The 16,784-nt window shown below is 75.3% G+C and carries 12 protein-coding genes and 1 pseudogene; 8 read left to right on the top strand and 5 right to left on the bottom strand.

Annotated features, from left to right (window positions below; genetic code table 11):
- Positions 1-3: 3 nt before the first annotated feature.
- A complete protein-coding gene (locus tag I601_RS07495) occupies positions 4-1,518 on the bottom strand; it encodes a potassium/proton antiporter (RefSeq protein WP_068107877.1) in 1,515 nt (504 codons plus the stop codon).
- Between the two features lie 77 nt (positions 1,519-1,595).
- Between I601_RS07495 and I601_RS07490 the strand changes: the two genes are divergently transcribed.
- A complete protein-coding gene (locus I601_RS07490) occupies positions 1,596-3,101 on the top strand; it encodes an FAD-binding protein (protein ID WP_068107875.1) in 1,506 nt (501 codons plus the stop codon).
- 94 nt (positions 3,102-3,195) lie between these two features.
- Positions 3,196-4,404: a pyridoxal phosphate-dependent aminotransferase gene (locus I601_RS07485; RefSeq protein WP_237089579.1), complete on the top strand. Its 1,209-nt coding sequence runs from the start codon at positions 3,196-3,198 to the stop codon at positions 4,402-4,404.
- Between the two features lie 153 nt (positions 4,405-4,557).
- Here I601_RS07485 and I601_RS07480 read toward each other — a convergent pair whose 3' ends face one another.
- Genes I601_RS07480 through I601_RS07470 form a run of 3 tightly spaced genes read right to left on the bottom strand, consistent with a single transcriptional unit; the run spans position 4,558 to position 8,575 of the window.
- The gene (locus I601_RS07480; RefSeq protein WP_157519953.1) at positions 4,558-5,625 is read right to left on the bottom strand and encodes a hypothetical protein; all 1,068 of its coding nucleotides are present in this window, start codon (positions 5,623-5,625) and stop codon (positions 4,558-4,560) included.
- The gene (locus I601_RS07475) at positions 5,622-7,049 is read right to left on the bottom strand and encodes an acyltransferase family protein (protein ID WP_068107871.1); all 1,428 of its coding nucleotides are present in this window, start codon (positions 7,047-7,049) and stop codon (positions 5,622-5,624) included. The genes I601_RS07480 and I601_RS07475 overlap by 4 nt, the downstream gene beginning before the upstream one ends.
- On the bottom strand, positions 7,046-8,575 hold the full coding sequence (locus I601_RS07470) for a glycosyltransferase family 2 protein (protein ID WP_068107869.1): 1,530 nt from the start codon (positions 8,573-8,575) through the stop codon (positions 7,046-7,048). The genes I601_RS07475 and I601_RS07470 overlap by 4 nt, the downstream gene beginning before the upstream one ends.
- Before the next feature lie 525 nt (positions 8,576-9,100).
- Here I601_RS07470 and I601_RS07465 point away from each other — a divergent pair.
- The 3 genes and pseudogenes from I601_RS07465 (at position 9,101) to I601_RS07455 (ending at position 12,244) form a co-directional block, all read left to right on the top strand.
- Positions 9,101-10,300, top strand: coding sequence for a glycoside hydrolase (locus I601_RS07465; RefSeq protein ID WP_068107867.1), 1,200 nt, complete (start codon positions 9,101-9,103; stop codon positions 10,298-10,300).
- 115 nt (positions 10,301-10,415) lie between these two features.
- Positions 10,416-10,814 (top strand): annotated as a pseudogene (locus I601_RS07460) (WXG100 family type VII secretion target); the annotation flags it as partial.
- A complete protein-coding gene (locus I601_RS07455) occupies positions 10,811-12,244 on the top strand; it encodes a hypothetical protein (protein ID WP_068107862.1) in 1,434 nt (477 codons plus the stop codon). The pseudogene I601_RS07460 and the gene I601_RS07455, both read left to right, overlap by 4 nt.
- A gap of 17 nt (positions 12,245-12,261) precedes the next feature.
- Here the strand turns inward: I601_RS07455 and I601_RS07450 are convergent, their stop codons facing one another.
- Positions 12,262-13,698 (bottom strand): YncE family protein, encoded by a 1,437-nt coding sequence (locus tag I601_RS07450; protein WP_237089578.1) that lies wholly within the window; start codon positions 13,696-13,698, stop codon positions 12,262-12,264.
- A 185-nt stretch (positions 13,699-13,883) separates the two neighbouring features.
- Here I601_RS07450 and I601_RS07445 point away from each other — a divergent pair, with 185 nt between their 5' ends.
- From I601_RS07445 to I601_RS07435, 3 genes are read left to right on the top strand one after another with little or no spacing between them, the layout of a single operon-like run.
- Positions 13,884-14,336, top strand: coding sequence for a hypothetical protein (locus I601_RS07445; protein WP_068107861.1), 453 nt, complete (start codon positions 13,884-13,886; stop codon positions 14,334-14,336).
- Between the two features lie 57 nt (positions 14,337-14,393).
- Positions 14,394-15,365: a hypothetical protein gene (locus tag I601_RS07440; protein WP_068107858.1), complete on the top strand. Its 972-nt coding sequence runs from the start codon at positions 14,394-14,396 to the stop codon at positions 15,363-15,365.
- Positions 15,366-16,784 (top strand): hypothetical protein, encoded by a 1,419-nt coding sequence (locus I601_RS07435; protein ID WP_068107856.1) that lies wholly within the window; start codon positions 15,366-15,368, stop codon positions 16,782-16,784.

The following is a 16,784-nucleotide window of genomic DNA, read 5'->3' as shown; positions in this document are numbered from 1 at the left end:
CGCTCAGTGCTGGCCGCGGCCGTCGTCCTCGTGCAGCCACTGCGCCAGCCGGCCGCCCCGGCTGACGTCGCGCAGCCGCTGCTCGGTGCGCTCGCGCACCTTGCGCGGCGTCACCACGAGCAGGTCGTCGCCGCGGCGCAACGTCGTCGCGAGCTGCGGGACCAGGGTGCTGCCGTCGCGGATCACCAACGAGACCGACGCACCCGGCGGGAGCCGCAGCTCCCCGACCTCGACGCCGTGCAGGCGGGAGTGGGGACTGATCGTCACCTGCAGCAGGTCGGCGGCGACCCGTTCGAGAGGGGCCGCCTCGAGGTCGAGGTCGCGTGGTTCGGAGCGCCTGGCCACCTTCAGCAGGCGGGCGACCAGGGGCAGGCTGGGCGCGGTGATGAGGGTGTAGATGACCACCAGAACGAAGACGAGGTCGAAGAGCCGCTCCGCGCCGGGCACGCCCTCCGACAGCGGGATCGTCGTGAGCACGATCGGGACCGCACCGCGCAGCCCGGCCCAGGACATGAAGGACAGCTCGCGCCACGACATCGGCTGCACGACCGCGCTCACCAGGACCGAGACGGGTCTTGCGACCAGGGTCAGGATCAGGCCCGCCGCGAAGGCCAGGCCCACGGTCCCCATCGAGATCCGCCCCGGGCTCAGCAGCAGTCCGAGCACCACGAACAGCCCGATCTGGGCCAGCCAGCCGACGCCCTCGGCGAAGGAGCGGGTCGCTCCGCGGTGCGGCAGGTCGGAGTTGCCCAGCACCAGGCCGGCGACGTACGCCGCCGCGAAGCCGCTGACCTGGAGGACGGCCGCCGAGCCGTAGGCCAGCATCGCCAGGCTGAGCACGGCGAGCGGGTAGAGACCGGCGGTCGGCAGCGCGACCCGGCGCATCAGCCAGGCGCCGCCGAACCCGGCCGCCAGGCCGACCGCGATGCCGGCCGCCAGCTGTCCGAGCACCAGCAGCACCACGATGCCGGGGTGGTGCTCGCTCACGGCGCCCGTGGAGATCAGGGTGACCAGGACGACCGTCGGGGCGTCGTTGAACCCCGACTCCGACTCCAGCGCGCTCTTCAGGCGGCGTGGGAGCGGGACAGTGCGCAGCACCGAGAACACCGCGGCGGCGTCGGTGGGTGAGCAGACCGCGCCGAGCAGCACCGCGATCTGCCAGGGCAGCCCCAGCAGGTGGTGCGAGCCGACCGCGACCACCGCGATCGACACCACGGTGCCGACGGTGGCCAGCGAGAGACCCAGCCGCAGGGTCGGCCGGGTGTCGGCCCAGCTGGTCGTCAGCCCGCCCTCGGCCAGGATGATCGCGAGCGCGGCGAAGCTGAGGACCTGCGCGAGCACCGCGTCCTCGAAGGGGATCCCGATGAACGACTCGCCGAGCAGCACCCCGATGAGCAGGTAGACCAGGAGGCTGGGCAGCCCGGCGCGGCTGGAGAGGCGCACGGCCAGGATGGCCAGGAGGAGGACGGACGACCCCACGAGGATGAACTCGTTGAGCTGGGGGACGTCGAAGGTCATCGCACCTGACTGGGTGGTGGGTGGCGTGGGCGCAGCCTACCGTCGCGCAGAACTGGAACATGTTCTAGATTCGCTCCATGAGCACCCAGGGCAACGCCGTCCCCGACCCGATCCCGGCCACCAGCCTGGCGACCGCACCCGACGGGACCACCGGTCCGGAGACGTACGACGTCGTCGTGGTCGGCTTCGGCATCGCCGGCGGCTGCGCGGCCCTCGAGGCCGCCCGCGCCGGGGCCCGGGTGCTCCTGCTGGAGCGGGCCGCGGTCCACGGCGGCACGTCGTCGATGTCCGGGGGGCACTTCTACCTCGGCGCGGGCACGGCGGTGCAGCAGGCCACCGGCCACGAGGACAGCGTCGAGGCCATGCACGACTACCTCGTCGCCTCCTCCAAGGAGCCCGACGAGGAGAAGATCCGCGCCTACTGCGAGGGCTCGGTGGCGCACTTCGACTGGCTCGAGGCCCTGGGCTTCGAGTTCGAGCGCTCCTACTACCCCGAGAAGGCCGTCATCCAGCCCGGCACCCAGGGCCTGATGTTCACCGGCAACGAGAAGGTGTGGCCCTTCCGCGAGCAGGCCCGACCCGCCCCGCGCGGGCACAAGGTGCCCGTCGCCGGCGACACCGAGGGCACCAGGCTGGTCATGGACCTCCTGCGCGAGCGGATCGAGGAGGCCGGGGTCGAGGTGCGCTACGAGACCGGCGCGAGCGCGCTGGTCGTCGACGACGGGCAGCAGGTGTGCGGCGTGGGGTGGCGCAGCTTCGACCGCTCCGGCGTGGTGCTCGCCGACGCCGTGGTGCTCGCCGCCGGCGGCTTCGTGATGAACCCCGACATGGTCGCCGAGCACACCCCGGCGCTCGGCGACAAGCTCTTCACGCTGGGGTCGACGTACGACGACGGGCTGGGGATCCGCCTGGGGCAGTCGGTCGGCGCCGAGCTCAAGCACATGGACGAACCGTTCATCACCGCGCCGGTCTACCCGCCCTCGATCCTGCTCAAGGGGCTGATCGTCAACAACCGCGGCGAGCGGTTCGTGGCCGAGGACAGCTACCACTCGCGCACCAGCCAGCACGTGCTGGCCCAGCCGGGCTCGGAGGCCTACCTGGTCGTGGACAGCGAGCACGTGGAGTACCCCGTCTTCCCGCTCGCGCCGCTGCTCGACGGCTACGAGACGGTCGAGGAGCTCGAGACCGGGCTGGGTCTGCCCGCCGGTTCCTTCGCCGCCACCCTGGCCCGCTACAACGCGCACGCCGCCCGCGGCGAGGACCCCGACTTCCACAAGGCCCCCGAGTGGCTCGCGCCCCAGGCGACCGGCCCGTGGGCGGTCTTCGACCTGCGCCCGGGCAAGGCGTTGTACGCCGGCTTCACCCTCGGCGGCATCGCCACCGACGTCGACGGCCGCGCCCTGCGCCCCGACGGCTCCCCCGTCGCGGGGCTCTTCGCCGCCGGCGCGTGCGCCTCCAACATCGCCCAGGACGGCAACGGCTACTGCTCCGGCACCCAGCTCGGCGAGGGGTCGTTCTTCGGCCGCCGGGCCGGGGTCGCGGCTGCGGAACGCGCCGGGGATGTTTCATCGGCCGGCCGATGAACCTGACGGGTGGCCGATGAAGTTTCATCGTCCACCCAGGAGGTTTGTCGGCCGGCCGATGAACCTCCCGGCCCGCTGACCTAGCCTCGGTGGGGTGACCCACGACCAGCGCCTGCGGGTGGCCAGCCGCGCCAACGTGCCGCCCTTCCACGTCATGGACCTGCTGGAGGCCTCGAGCCGGCGCCAGCGCAGCCACGGCGACGTGATCAACCTGCTGGCCGGCCAGCCCAGCACCGGCGCCCCCGCGCCGGTGAACGCCGAGGCGGTCCGGCTGCTCGGAACCGGCGACCCGCTGGGCTACACGCCCTCGACCGGCGTGGTCGAGCTGCGCGAGGCGATCGCGGGCCACCACGCCCGCGCCCACGGCATCGACGTGGACCCCGACGAGGTGGTGGTGACCACCGGCAGCAGCGGCGGCTTCCTGCTGGCGTTCCTGGCGGCGTTCGAGGTGGGCGACAAGGTCGCGATGGCCCGTCCCGGCTACCCCTGCTACCGCAACGTGCTGGCCGCACTGGGCTGCGAGGTCGTCGAGATCGACGCCGGGCCCGAGACCCGCTTCCAGCCGACGGTGGAGCAGGTCGCAGCGCTGCACGCCGACCTCCGCGACGATGGCGGGCTGCGCGGGCTGGTGGTGGCCAGCCCCGCCAACCCGACCGGCACGATGCTGCTGCCCGAGGAGCTGGCCGCGCTGGCGTGCTGGTGCGAGGAGAACGGCGTCCAGCTGATCTCCGACGAGATCTACCACGGCATCGAGTACGCCGCCCTCGACGGCGGCGCCCCGCTCGCCCGCACCGCGTGGGAGACCAGCCGCGAGGCGGTGGTGTTCTCGAGCTTCAGCAAGTACTTCTCGATGACCGGCTGGCGGATCGGCTGGATGCTGGTGCCGCAGCGGCTGCGCCGCGCCGTCGACGTGCTGACCGGCAACTTCACGATCTGCCCGCCCGTGCTCGCCCAGCGCGCGGGCATCGCGGCCTTCACCGACGCGTCGTACGCCGAGCTGGACGGGCACGTGGCCCGCTACGCCGAGAACCGGCGGGTGCTCCTGGAGGGCCTGCGCGGGCTGGGCGTCACCCGGCTGGCCCCCGCCGACGGGGCGTTCTACGTCTACGCCGACGTGGGGCACCTGACCGACGACTCCATGGCCTTCGCGCACCACCTGCTGGCCACCACCGGTGTCGCCGTCGCGCCCGGCGTCGACTTCGATCCCCTGCACGGGCACCGCTCGGTGCGCTTCTCCTTCGCCGGGCCCCTCAGCGACGTCGAGGCCGGCCTCGAGCGGCTCGCGCCGGCCCTGCGCGGCTGAGCCGAGGGCGCCAAGCGGGACGACCTGCTCGCGCCGGGTTCGGGGCGCTCCCGGTCTGCCGTTGGTGACCAAACGGCAGTCCCGGGGGCCCCTGAGCTGTCGTTGGTGACCAAACGGCACACCCCGGTCGGCCCGCGGGCGGCGAGGCGGCGCTCAGCGCGGGTCGAGCACCACCGCGGTCAACGCACCGGGGGCCAGCTCGACCCGCACCGTCGCCACCCGCCTGCCGTCCGGGACCTGCAGGAACGCTGCGCGCACCGGGCCGGTGCGGTGCAGCAGCACCGTCGTGCCGCCGCCGGGGCGGGCGAAGGCGCGGGCCGTCAGGCCGTCGCCACCCACGTTGACGGCCAGCGCACGCGAGCCGGGCTGCACCGCCCGCGCAGCGACGGCGTACGCCGCTCCGCGTGCGGTCAGCCGTGCGGTGTCGGCGTGCAGCAGCCCGGCGGGCGAGAGGTCGGCCAGCAGGGCCGGGGAGACCGGTGCCCGGCCCGCGTCGAGCGCGGCGTACAGCTCGTCCACGGTGCGGGCCACGACCTGGCGCCACGTGCGCGAGCCGGGTGCGGCGTCGACCGCCTCGCCCCGACCGGCCCTGGACGCGGCCACGCTGCGGGCCGGCGCACGACCACGACGGTCCCGGCCCTGCACGAGCGGCACGAGATCGGGGCGCAGCGGCGCCCAGACCTCGACGAGATCCACCACGCCCGGGTGCAGCGCGAGCCGGCCCGCGTCGCGCTCGACGTCGGCGACGGCGCTGCTGCGGTCGGGCCGGGACCCCAGGGCGAGCACCGACAGGGCCAGGGCGTCGGTGTCGATGAGGGCGGCGACCGTCCGGCTGCGACCGGGCTCGGACAGGTCGGCGAGCACGCGGACGTCGTCGTCGTCGACCACCGCCCCGACGCCGGCGAGCCGGCGACCGCGGGCGGCGCCGACCACCGAGACCGTGCCGGGCCTGGTGGCCCGCAGCGCGGCGGCCGCGTAGGTGGAGCGACGCACGCGTGGCACCGGTCGGGACCGGCCGCGCGGCCGGTCGCCGGCGGAGTCCACCACCCCGGCCCCCCAGCGGGCCGCGGACGGCGGCGTACCGGGCTCGGGGCCCAGGGTCACGTCGCTGATCGAGCCCGGACCGGTGGGCTGGTCCTGCCAGGCGAGGCCCGCGGGTCCCCAGGCCAGGAACCCGGTCACGGCCACGACCACGAGCGCCACCACGAGGCGCGGCCTCACAGCGGGGCCGTCCTGCTCAGCACGGGCCGGTCCTGACCGTGCCCGGCCAGCACCTGGTCGCGCAGGCTCAGGGCGTCGACCGCCCCGGGTCCGCGCTCGTCGGCGGCCAGCGGGACCAGCTCGTCGAGCGGCGCGTAGAGATCGGCGCGGCCACCGCCACGACGCTGCAGCGCGGCCAGGTCGCACCAGGGCTCCTCGACCACACGGTGCAGGAGCCAGGCCGCGGCCAGGGTCAGCAGCAGCACCACGACCATGTTCCGGGGCAGGTGGCTGGTCCCGGTGGGCAGCAGGTCGAGGGAGCGCAGCCCCAGGATCAGCGGCTCGTGGACGATGTAGACGGTGTAGGCCACGATGCTCAGCCGTACCAGGAGGGCGTTGTCGACCCAGGCCGCAGGACGGTCGCTGCGGCTGGACATGACGGCGAGCAGGACCAGCGCCCAACCGGTGGCGGCCAGCGGGTGGCGCAGGATCACCAGCATCGAGTCGGGGTCCGACAGCACCTGCACGCGCGCCGCCAGGATCAGCCACGCCCCGGTCACGGCCAGCAGCACCGTGCCCGGCACCGGCAGGCGCCGCTCGCCGAGCACCACCATCAGCACCGCCAGCGCCATCCCGATGGCGAAGTCGTCGGCCTTCGCCGCGGGGCCGAACCGCCAGGCCCAGTCGGTGACCGGCACCTGCCAGACCAGCTGGACGTTGATCTTGTAGAGCACCGACAGCAGCGCCACCACGCCCAGCGGCGCCAGGAGCATCAGCACCCGCGCCGGTCGGGTGCCCCCGGTCCGGGCCCAGCGCACCAACGGCGGGCCCAGGGCCGCGAGGCTGAGGTAGAAGACCCACTCGACCGACAGGGTCCAGGCCGGGCCCAGGGTGTAGAAGATCCGCTCGGAGTCGAAGGCCTGCAGCAGCAACAGGTGCTCGACCAGGTCGAGCCACTGCGCCGTCTCGAACCCGAAGTTGCGGGTGGACCACGCGATCACGACGACCAGCCAGTAGACCGGGAACAGCCGCACGCAGCGCCGCCACAGGAACTCCCGCCACAGCGGGACGCGGCGCTCGTCCTCGAGCGCGGCCTGGACGAACGGCAGGAACAGCAGCAGCCCGGACAGCACGAAGAAGAGGTCGACGACCACGTCGACGCTGAGGATCGCGGCCAGCACGTCCGCCGAGCCGCCCGCGGGTCCCAGCCCGTCACCGTCGTCGTCCATGTTCTGCCACACGTGGTAGGCCACGACGACCAGGCAGGCGATGCCGCGCCAGCCCTCCACACCCCGCAGCCGGAAGGCGGACCGGGCGCCGGGACGGGCCGAGACCCGCCCGAACCCGTGATCGGTACGCCGCGCCTTCCGGGGCCAGCGCGCCCGCCGCTGGTCGGCTGTCTGGTCGGGTGTCCGGTCGGGGGGCGGGCTCAGCGCGGCGCTCATCGGGCGCCCACGAGCCGGTCGCCGGCGCGGGCCTGCGTCGTCGGCGCGTCCGAGGCGGGAGGCCCGGAGGCCGCCTCCCGCGAGGTGACGTCCCAGGCGCGGTTGCCCAGCAGGTGCCGCACGACGGCTCCGCGGGTGATGACCATGCGCAGCTCGGCGAAGCCCAGCAACGACACCAGGGCGAACCGCGCGAACAGCCGGGGCCGCCGGCCGATGCCCGGAGGAGCGAGCCGGTTCGCGGCGACCGCCTGCACCACCGGCACGCCGTTCACGAACAGCGCACTGATCAGGAAGAAGGGCAGTGTCCAGGTGACGGAGCGGTCGACGGCGACCGCGGTGGCGACGACGATCGGGACCAGCCAGAGCGCGACGAAGGGGTGCAGGACCCGCCAGCCGAGGAGGAACACGACGCCGCGACGCTGGGCCGCGCTGAGCCCGCGGTGCGGGAGCAGGGAACGCAGGTGCCGGGCGCTGACCTCCAACCAGCCCTGCGACCAGCGCATCCGCTGCCGCCACAGGCCGCCCCAGGTCGCGGGGGCCAGCTCCGAGGACAGGATGCGGGGGTCGGTGCCCAGGCGGCACCCCTGGGCCAGGGCGCGCATGCTGATGTCGATGTCCTCGGTCAGCATCCGCTGGTCGAGACCCAGCCCGACCAGCACGTCCGCACGCCACCACCCGTTGCTGCCGCCGAAGATGCCGAAGTCGTGCACGACCGTGCGGCCGGGGTGGGCCACGGCGTACAGGGCGGCGAACTCGGCCGCGACCGTGCGGGTGACGAACGTGTCGGAGTCGTTGCGCACCACGCACTGGCCCTGCACGACGTCGAAGCGCTTCTCGCCCGCGCCGTCGCCCAGCCATTGCGCGGCCCGGCGCGCGGCGGTGGGGTGCGGGTGGTGGTCGGCGTCGAAGATGCCGACCACGTCGACGACCCCGGCGACCAGCTCGAGCGCGCCCTCGATGTTCTGCACCTTCGAGGTCGACCCGGCCACGTGCAGGACGACCAGCCGCGGCTCGACCTCGGCGAGCCGGGCGAGGTCGTCCTCGAGCGGCAGCCGCTCCGGGGTGTTGTAGGTCACGACCACGAGGTGGCGGTCCTGCGGGTAGTCGAGGGCGAGGTGGGCGCGCACCGACTCCAGCAGCGTCTCCTGCTCGTTGGGCAGGTACGCCGCGATCACCGTCGCCACGCGGGGCAGGTCCTCGGCGGGCACGGGGGTGCGCACCGGCGGCTCCGGGAAGCGGTAGGCCCGCGCGCACTCCATGAGGATCAGCAAGGACGTGCCGGTGAGGGAGAAGAAGACCACCCAGAAGAGCACCTCGAGCGCCTGGGGGGCGGTCCGCGCGAGCACCAGCGAGATGCAGAACGCGACCAGCAGCGGCGCCAGCGAGCCCAGCAGCACCTCGACGACCACCTGGCCGCGCCGCCCCAGCGCGCCGTACCAGCGGGCGAGGGCACTGCCCCGGAGCCGGGGTTCGTGCGGTGGGAGCATGCTCGAAACGACGATCTCGTCCTCCTGCGACACGGTCACGCACGCACGCCGGTGGACCGGGGGACGTCCGCGAGGCGCCTTCCCTCCCGGACGGCACTCGTACAACGGGGAACGAGGACCCGGGGCCACGGTTACGCGCGACGCGGCCCTGTCTAGACCTCGGGTTGTCGCCCCGGCGCCGGGTGAAGTCGGGCAGGATGACTCGCGTCACCGCACCGATCCGGGCCGCCCACGGCGTCGGGGACGTGCGCCCCCCTTCCTCGATCCGCAGGAGCAGCCGATGTCGACCGCGCCCGGCACCCCCCGCCGACGCCGCCTCGTCGCCACCGCCGCCGCGGCCGTGCTGCTGCTCGGCGTCCCTTCCGTGCTGGGCGCACCCCTGGCCGTGGCGGACGCCCCCACGACGACCCCCTCGGCTGCCGCGGCGGACGTCTCCTCGGTGCGGACGTCGACGGCGCCCGGGCCGGGGGGCCCGCACCGGCCGCCCGGAGGAGGGACTCCGGGCCCGGCGCGTGGGTCACCTCACCCACCGACCCCACCGTCCGCCTGACCTGGCGCGCCGGGGTGGCCCCGACCGACGGCCCCGTCGACGACGTGGTCGTGCAGGCGGACGACCTGCGCCAGCCCTGGCGCGGGGTGGGTGCGGCGCTGACCGACGCGACCGTCACCGAGCTGCGCGAGCAGCCGGCCCTCATCGGAGAGCTCTTCGACCCCAGCAGCCGCACCGGGGCCCGGCTGCAGTGGGTCCGGCTGCCGCTGAGCGCCACCGACATGTCCACCCGCAACTGGGGCTGGCGGTGGAACGGGCGGCGGGCCCGCCCGGACCCCGACGCCCGGGCCGCGGTGCGGGTGCTGCGCGACCAGGTCCTGCCCGTCGCCCCCGACCTCGCCGTGGTGGCCAGTCCCTGGACCGCGCTGCCGCGCTTCAAGAGCAACCTGTGGTGGCACGGTGGCTCGCTGCGTGCGGGTGCGGTCAACGGGTACGGGCGGATGCTGGTCAGCCAGGCCCGCTGGCTGCTGGACCACGGGGTGCCGCTGCAGGCGATGACCCTGGCCAACGAGCCCGGGCACGTCAGCGACTACCCCACGATGCTGGTCTCGGACACCTCGTTGGCGCGGCTCGCCTCCCGGGTCGGTCCGCAGCTGGCCGCGCTCGGGGTCGAGCTGTGGGGGCTCGACCACAACTGGGCCGACCGGCCCCGGCTCGACGCCACCGGCTACGACGGGCTCGCGGCCGCCTCGATGCACTGCTACGCCGGACAGCCCGCCCAGGCCGCCGACCTGCCGGTCCCGTGGCTGATGACCGAGTGCACCGGCACCACCGACACCGCACCCTCGACGTTCCGCTGGGACGCCGAGGTGCTCCTGGACCAGGCGAGCGCCGCCGGCAACTCCGGTCTGCTGCTGTGGAACCTGGTCCTCGAGGAGGGCTGGGCGGGCAGCTTCGGTGGCTGTCGCGACTGCCGCGGTCTCCTCACCACCCCCCGCGGCGGCGGGACGGGCTGGCGCGCCGAGCCGGAGCACCTGTTCCTGGCCCACGTGCGCCGCGGCGCCCCTCCGGGCGCCCGGGTCGCGGGCAGCACCTCGCCCAGCGACCTCACCGCCGTCGCCTTCGTGCGCGGCGACCGGGTCGCCGTGGTCGGGCACAACCCGACCGACCGGACCCGCTCCGTGCGCTTCTCCGTCGCCGGCACCGGCGCGGCCCCCGAGACCGTGCAGATCGGGCCCGGCGAGCTCTACACCTGGGTCCGGCAGGCGGTCTGACACCCGCAGGGCGCGGGCCGCGCAGGCGCTCCTCCACACCCGCGCGGCCGGCCCGTTTGCCGACCCGGACGCTCGGGCACCCGACGAGGACCCACCCCCGTCCCGCCCGGAGGCCCTCGTGCACGGCGACCCCGCAGCCATCCGTCGACTGGCTGACGTCCTGCGCGACCAGGGCGACGAGATCCGTGCCGAGGCCGACCGGCTGGTCGCGCTCACCGAGGCCACCGCGTGGACCGGCCTGGCAGCCGACGCGCTGCGCGGCCGGGTCCGCGACCGGGCCGCGGCGCTGCGCCGCACGGCGGTGCGCCACGAGGACGCCGCCGCGGCGCTGGAGCGGCACGCGCGCGAGGTGGCGCGGCGCCAGGAGCTGATCGCCGGCATCGAGCGCCGGGTCGCCCGGCTGCTCGACGGCCTCACCGAGCGGTGGCCCGTGGACCGGTTCGTGCCGCCGCCGTCGGGGCACCGAGCGTGGCTGGAGGTCGACGTGGCCGGCCTGCTCGGAGCCGTCGTATGAGCGGGAGCGGGGACGTCACCGGGGACGGCGCCCGGGTCGTGTCGGTGAGCGGAGGCGTGGCGGGGCTGACGGCGACGTACGACCGGGTGCTCGCCCTCGCCGGGGAGCTCGACGTCGCCGGTGACCGGATGCGCCACTGGTCCGCGGTGGGTGCCGCCACCCTGCTCGACGACGACCTGCTGGCCTCGGCGCTGCTGGCACCGCTCACCTTCGCCGCGGCGGAGCGCGAGGTGCTGGCGGCCACCACCGGGCCGGACGGGGTGCTGGTCGAGGCGCTCGGGTGGGAGCTGGACGCGCGGGCGGTGCGGCTGGCGGTGCGGCTGCTGCAGGAGAGCGACGACCTGGCCGAGGTCTCGCTGGCCGCGCTGGACCAGCTCGTCGGTCTGACGCTGGGTCTCGGCGTGGGCCACGCCCTCTTCGTGACGGCGCCGCTGTGGGCGCCGCGCGTGGCCGGCACGACCGCGACGGCCACGCTGCTGTGGCCGCACCTGCCACCCACGGCCCAGGACGCCCTGCGTCGGCAGGCGGCGCGGTCCGGTGCCCGGGCCGGGGACTGGCTCACCACGAACCCCCGCCTGGTCGAGCGGCTGGCCGGGGGCGCCGGCGGTCTCCTCGACCCCCGGTTGCTCGCGGCGCTGTACGGCGCCGGTCGCGCCCGCACGACGCCGCTGCCCGGCGTCCGGGTCGAGGCGTCGGCGAGGTCACCGCGCAGCGTGGCCGACCTCGTCGAGCACCTGGCCCAGCTCAGCGCGCTGTCCGGCCCCGACCGCCCGGAGATGAACGGGACCGTCGAGGTCCAGTCGTTCACGGGTGCGGACGGACAGCGGCGGCACGTGGTCTACCTGCCCGGCACGGACGACATGACGACGTGGCCCTGGACCCAGGACGGCGACGTGCGCGACATGGGCACCAACCTGCACCTGGTCGCGGCGGCGAGCACCGCCTACGGCGCCGGTGTCCTGGCGGCCCTGGCGCACGCCGGCGTCGGAGCCGGCGAACCGGTGCTGCTCGCGGGTCACTCACAGGGCGGCATGCAGGCCGCGCAGCTGCTCGGGCAGGACCACGGCTACGACGTCACCCACGTCGTGACCGCCGGCGCACCGACCGCCCAGCTGGCGCCCTTCCCGCCCGGCAGCCACGTGCTGTCGCTGGAGCAGCACGGCGACGTGGTGCCCCTGCTCGACGGCGCACCGAACCCGGACTCGCGGGAGCAGGTGACGCTGACCTTCGACGCCGGTCGGCTCACGGGCGGCGACGTGCTGGGCCACCACGGCTTCGCGGCGTACGCCGCCGGGGCCGCGGCGGCCGACGCCAGCACCGACCCGAGCGTGGTCGAGCAGGTGCGCAGCCTGCACGAGGCCGGCTTCCTCGGCCCCGAGCCGCCCGGCGGGGTGGCGCACACGATCTACCGGATCACCCGCGAGCCGTGACCGGCCCGCACGAGCGCTCAGCGCAGGTAGCGCTTGCGGACGACGCCGTTGCGCACCCGCTGCGGGTGGTCGCCCACGGCCGTGGTCCGCACGACCTCGCCGGTGCGGTAGGAGACCTGGGAGATCTCGTCGGTGCCGCTCCAGGAGATGTAGCAGAACCGGCCGTCGTGGCTCGGCGTGACCCAGTAGGGCTTGCCGCCCTCGCGCACGACGAGCTCGGTGTGCTCGAAGGTCCTGGCGTCGACGACGGTGACGTAGTCGGACATCGTGCCCGCGACGCAGAGCCGGCGCCCGGCGGGATCCATGGCGATCCCGTGGTGCGCCGAGTCGAGCAGGTACTGCTCGCGCGGCACGTCGGGGACGAGGTCGGGCAGCTCCTTGACGCGCACGATCGCACCGGTGCGGCGGTCCATCTGCACGAAGCCGTGCATGAAGGAGAGCTGGAAGTAGACCTGCTTCTCGTCCGGCGAGAGGGTCAGCGGACGCACCGCCGTCGACGTGTCCTCCAGGCCGGCCTCGTCGAGCGCGGCGCGCAGGTCGTAGCGACGCTTGACCTCGAAGGTGCGCGCGTCGACGAGCAGGAGGACCCGGTCGTCCTTCGTCGGGTCCAGGACCGGCTGGTCGAAGGGCGTGTAGACCATGCCGATGCTGGCGTGCAGGATCGTGCGGCCGCCATCGATGAAGACGCTCTCGTGCGGGGAGCCGCCGGACTCAAAGCGACCGACCTCCTCGCCGGTCTTCACGTCCAGGGCGTGCACGACGTTGCCGGTCGAGGCCGAGACGACCACGGTCCGCCCGTCGGGCGAGAGCGCCATGTGGTCGGAGCGGTAGCCGTCGACGGCGAAGCGCCACACGATCTCGCGGGTGCGCAGGTCGATCGCGACCACGTCGGCGAACGAGGGCCGCGACACCACGAGCAGGCGGCCGTCGTTGGAGGAGTACATGTCGTCGACCAGCTGGTCGTGGCCCTCGCCGATGAACTGCTGGATGGCGGCGTAGAACGCCGTGCGCACCGGGTTGGTGAGGATCTCGCGCATCCGCTCGTCGCGGTCGGGGACGACGTCGATGCGGGCGACCCGCGTGAAGGAGCGCGGGCGCAGCAGGTCGGCGGTGCCGTCCCAGTTGTTGCCCACGAAGACCACGCGGCGCTTCTTGCGGCCCACCTTCGCGGTGCCGGTGCTGCGCCGGCCGGTCGCGGCGACGGGGTCCGACGCCCCGGCGAGCAGGCTCGCCGCCGCGGGGGCCGGTCCGCCCGGAGCGCCGGTGGCGGCGACCGGCACCGCCCCGGCGAGCCCCAGCCCCAGGCACAGAGCCAGAGCCAGGGTCAGGACCAGGACCGGGGTCGGGGCCGGGGTCACGACGAGTCCGCGCGGGCTCGGGCCGCGGCGCACCTGCGGGTCCGTGGCGTCCGGCTCGGGGGCGTGCGGTCCGGTACCGGGGGTGGGGCGTGACAAGGGGGGTCCTCTCGCTGCAGGTCCGACGGCGGTCCAACGACCCGGGCGTGCCGCGGGTCACGTCGACCGATGTGACGACGCCCACGTCGGGAGCTGGTGGAAGGATGCCGGGTGTCCGCCGGTCTGGTCCGGCGTTTGGCCGAGAAGAGCAGGGGAACCGTCCGGGCGGAGGAGGCAGGTGCGACGTGTACGGCGACACCGACGTGATGCGCAGGCGCGTGGATCAGCTGCGCGAGCAGGGCGCCGACGTCCGGGCCCTCGCGGACCGGCTGGTCGCCCAGGCCGAGTCCGTCGGCTGGAGCGGGCGCGCCGCCGAGTCGATGCGGGAGCGGGTGCGTGAGCGCGCCGGGCACCTGCGCCAGGCCGCGACCCACCACGACGGTGCCGCGCAGGCGCTCGAGCGGCACCTGCACGAGGTGGACCGGCTGCGTGAGGCGATCGCCGAGCGCGAGCGGCGAGCGACGTCGGTGCGCGCCGAGGCCGAGGCCCGGGTCGCCGCCGTGCGCGCCCACGCCGAGGCCGACCGGGCCGTCGGGATCGTGCGTGAGCCCGACCCGGACGACCTGCGCCTCCTCGCGACCGAGCTGCCGCCACCGGGTCACCCAGACTGGCTCGACCTCGAGCTGCCGGGGCTGTGAGCGGCCCGTGACCCCCGCCCCCACCACTCCCCCCACCCCCACCGACGGGAGGACCTCGTGCCCACCATCGACCTGAGCACCCCACCGCCCGCGGCCCCGACCCTGCTCGAGGCGCTCCCGCGCCGGGTCACCCTCACGCTCCGCGAGCTGCAGCGGGTCGCGGCCGCCGCCGGCGGCGCACCCCTGCCCTTCGACCTGGCCGGTGCTGCCGGCGTCGACGCACCCGACGGCAGCGAGGCCGGCGCGTCGGAGGCCGGCGGGCTGGCGGACCGGCTCGGGGGCGGCTCGGACGCCGGCGCCGACCCGAGCAGCGCGGCGTACGCCGCAGCGCTGGCGTCGCTGCACGATGCCGACGAGAGCCTGGCCCGACGGGGGCTCCTCCTGGGCGACCAGGTCGACGACGGTCTCGTGGGGGCGGTGGGGCTGCTCGCCACCCCCGAGGTGGCCCTCGACCTGGACGTGGCCGTCGGCGGGCTGCGGGCCCGGGCCTGGCACCGGCAGGCGGGTGACGCGGTCGCCACACTGGCGACGGTCGACGGGCTGGTCTTCGAGCTGGCGTGGTTCGGCGTGGCGCAGTGGCCGCTGGAGCTGGGCCGGGTCGCGGTGCTGCCCGAGGACCTGGCGGTCGGCGACAGCGCCGTGCCGGCGCGCCTCGACGTGCCCTACGAGCTGCTCGACGCCGTCGGGGAGGCGCTGCGCAGCGACCGCGCCGACCTGCTGCCGGTGCTGGTCGCCCAGCAGCCCGGTGCGCTGCTCGACGAGCGGGACGCCCCCCTCGACGAGGTCGCGGCGACCGGCGCGCTGGCGGCCCTGGTGGGCGAGACCCGCGGGCGCCTGCGAGCCCTCGTCGCGGACGTCTCCGGCGCCGAGACCACCGTGGCCGGCGTCGTGTCGTGGGTGCTGCTCGACGACGGGTGGCACGCCCTGCGCCCGCACACGCTCGCCGGGGCGCACCGCGTCGAGGTGGTGCGGGTCGAGCCCGCCGGCCTGGCCGCGGACCTGGCACCGGTGCTGGCCGAGGTGAGCTGAGTGAGCGAGCACCCGAGCGCCGTGGAGCGCGCCGACCTCGACGAGAAGTACGACCGGATGCTGCGCCTGGCGGACCTGTTCGACACCGCGGGCGCGGACCTGCGTGGGCGCTCCCGGCTGGGCGTCGAGGTGCTGGCCGACCCCGAGGTCACCGGCTCCGCGCCGCTGTCGCCCAGCACCTGGTCCGAGGCCGAGACCGAGATCCGCGCCGCGACCACCGGCCGGCACGGCCTGCTGGGCCGCTCGGTCGAGCTGGACGCCGACGCGCTCGTGGTCCGGGCGACGGTGCTGACCTACCGCTGGATCGACGAGCTGCAGTCCGCGGCGTACGAGACGCTCGGCTCGATCGCCGGGCGGGCGATCGGCTACCTGGCACCGGAGGTGGCGCTGGGTGGGGCGATCGTCTCGGCGGGACTGATCGAGACCGACGCGCTGGACCGCGACGGGTTCGCGACCTACCTGGGTGAGCTCGCCGAGAACAACCCCGAGCTGATGGAGCACGTCAGCAGCGGTGGGGGCGGGCTGCTCGACGGTCTCCAGATGCGCTCCCTGCTCACCGTCGGCGCCCTGGCCCGCGACGACGCGCGGCTCGCCGCCGCGGGCGGCCTGCGCGCGGTCGGCATCGACGACCTGGGCATCGACGTCGGGGCCGCCGCCCGCGACATCGCCGGTGGCCTGCTCGACCCCGTGGACGCCCCGGCGTCCGGCTCGACCGCCGGCTCGACCGCCGGATCGGGCCCCGGCCACGTCGAGGCGGCCGGCGAGCGGGCTCCCGGCAGCCTCGAGGAGCTGCTGGTCACGCTCCAGCACACCCGCTCCAGCGTCGAGGTGCGGGCGGTCGGGGGCGGTCGCTTCATCGCCTACCTGGCCGGCCCCGACACCGGGCGCCCCGGCCGGCTGCGCCTGGTCAGCGGCGACCGCGCGGCGTACGCCGACGTGGTGGTGCGCTCGGTCGAGCAGGCGGTCCAGGACACCCCCGGCGCCCGCGTGATGCTCGTCGGCGGCGCCCACGGCGGCGCCACGGCGGCCGAGGTCGCGGCCACCGTGACCTCGGAGGCGTTCGTGATCGAGCAGGTCGTCACCGCGGGTGCCCCCGCCGCACAGGTGCCCCGGATCCCGGCCGGTACCCGGGTGCTGAGCCTCGAGGACCGCTACGACCCGGTCGCCCTGCTCGGCTCGCTCATCAACGCCGGCGCCGACAACCGGCTCACCGTCGTCTTCGACGGCCAGGACCCCGACGGCCAGGATCCCGACCTCCCCACGCCCGAGGGGGCCCTCGCCGCCGGCGAGCCCGCGCCGCGGCACGGACGCCGCGGCGAGGTGTACGTCGCCGGCGGCCGGGCCGCCGACGCCTCCACCCACCCCGCCCTGGTGGCCGAGCTGGCCCGCCTCACCGCCCTGGGCTACCTCGGCGGCTGA

Origin of the sequence: Nocardioides dokdonensis FR1436, from assembly GCF_001653335.1 — a bacterium.
Classification (GTDB): Bacteria; Actinomycetota; Actinomycetes; order Propionibacteriales; family Nocardioidaceae; genus Nocardioides; species Nocardioides dokdonensis.
This window is presented reverse-complemented; position numbering and strand designations above follow the sequence as displayed.

Excerpts from the sequence above, each read along its gene's own strand:
- I601_RS07490 (WP_068107875.1), top strand. The coding sequence starts at position 1,596 with ATGAGCACCCAGGGCAACGCCGTCCCCGACCCGATCCCGGCCACCAGC.
- I601_RS07455 (WP_068107862.1), top strand. The coding sequence starts at position 10,811 with ATGAGCGGGAGCGGGGACGTCACCGGGGACGGCGCCCGGGTCGTGTCG.
- I601_RS07475 (WP_068107871.1), bottom strand. The coding sequence starts at position 7,049 with ATGAGCGCCGCGCTGAGCCCGCCCCCCGACCGGACACCCGACCAGACA.
- I601_RS07495 (WP_068107877.1), bottom strand. The coding sequence starts at position 1,518 with ATGACCTTCGACGTCCCCCAGCTCAACGAGTTCATCCTCGTGGGGTCG.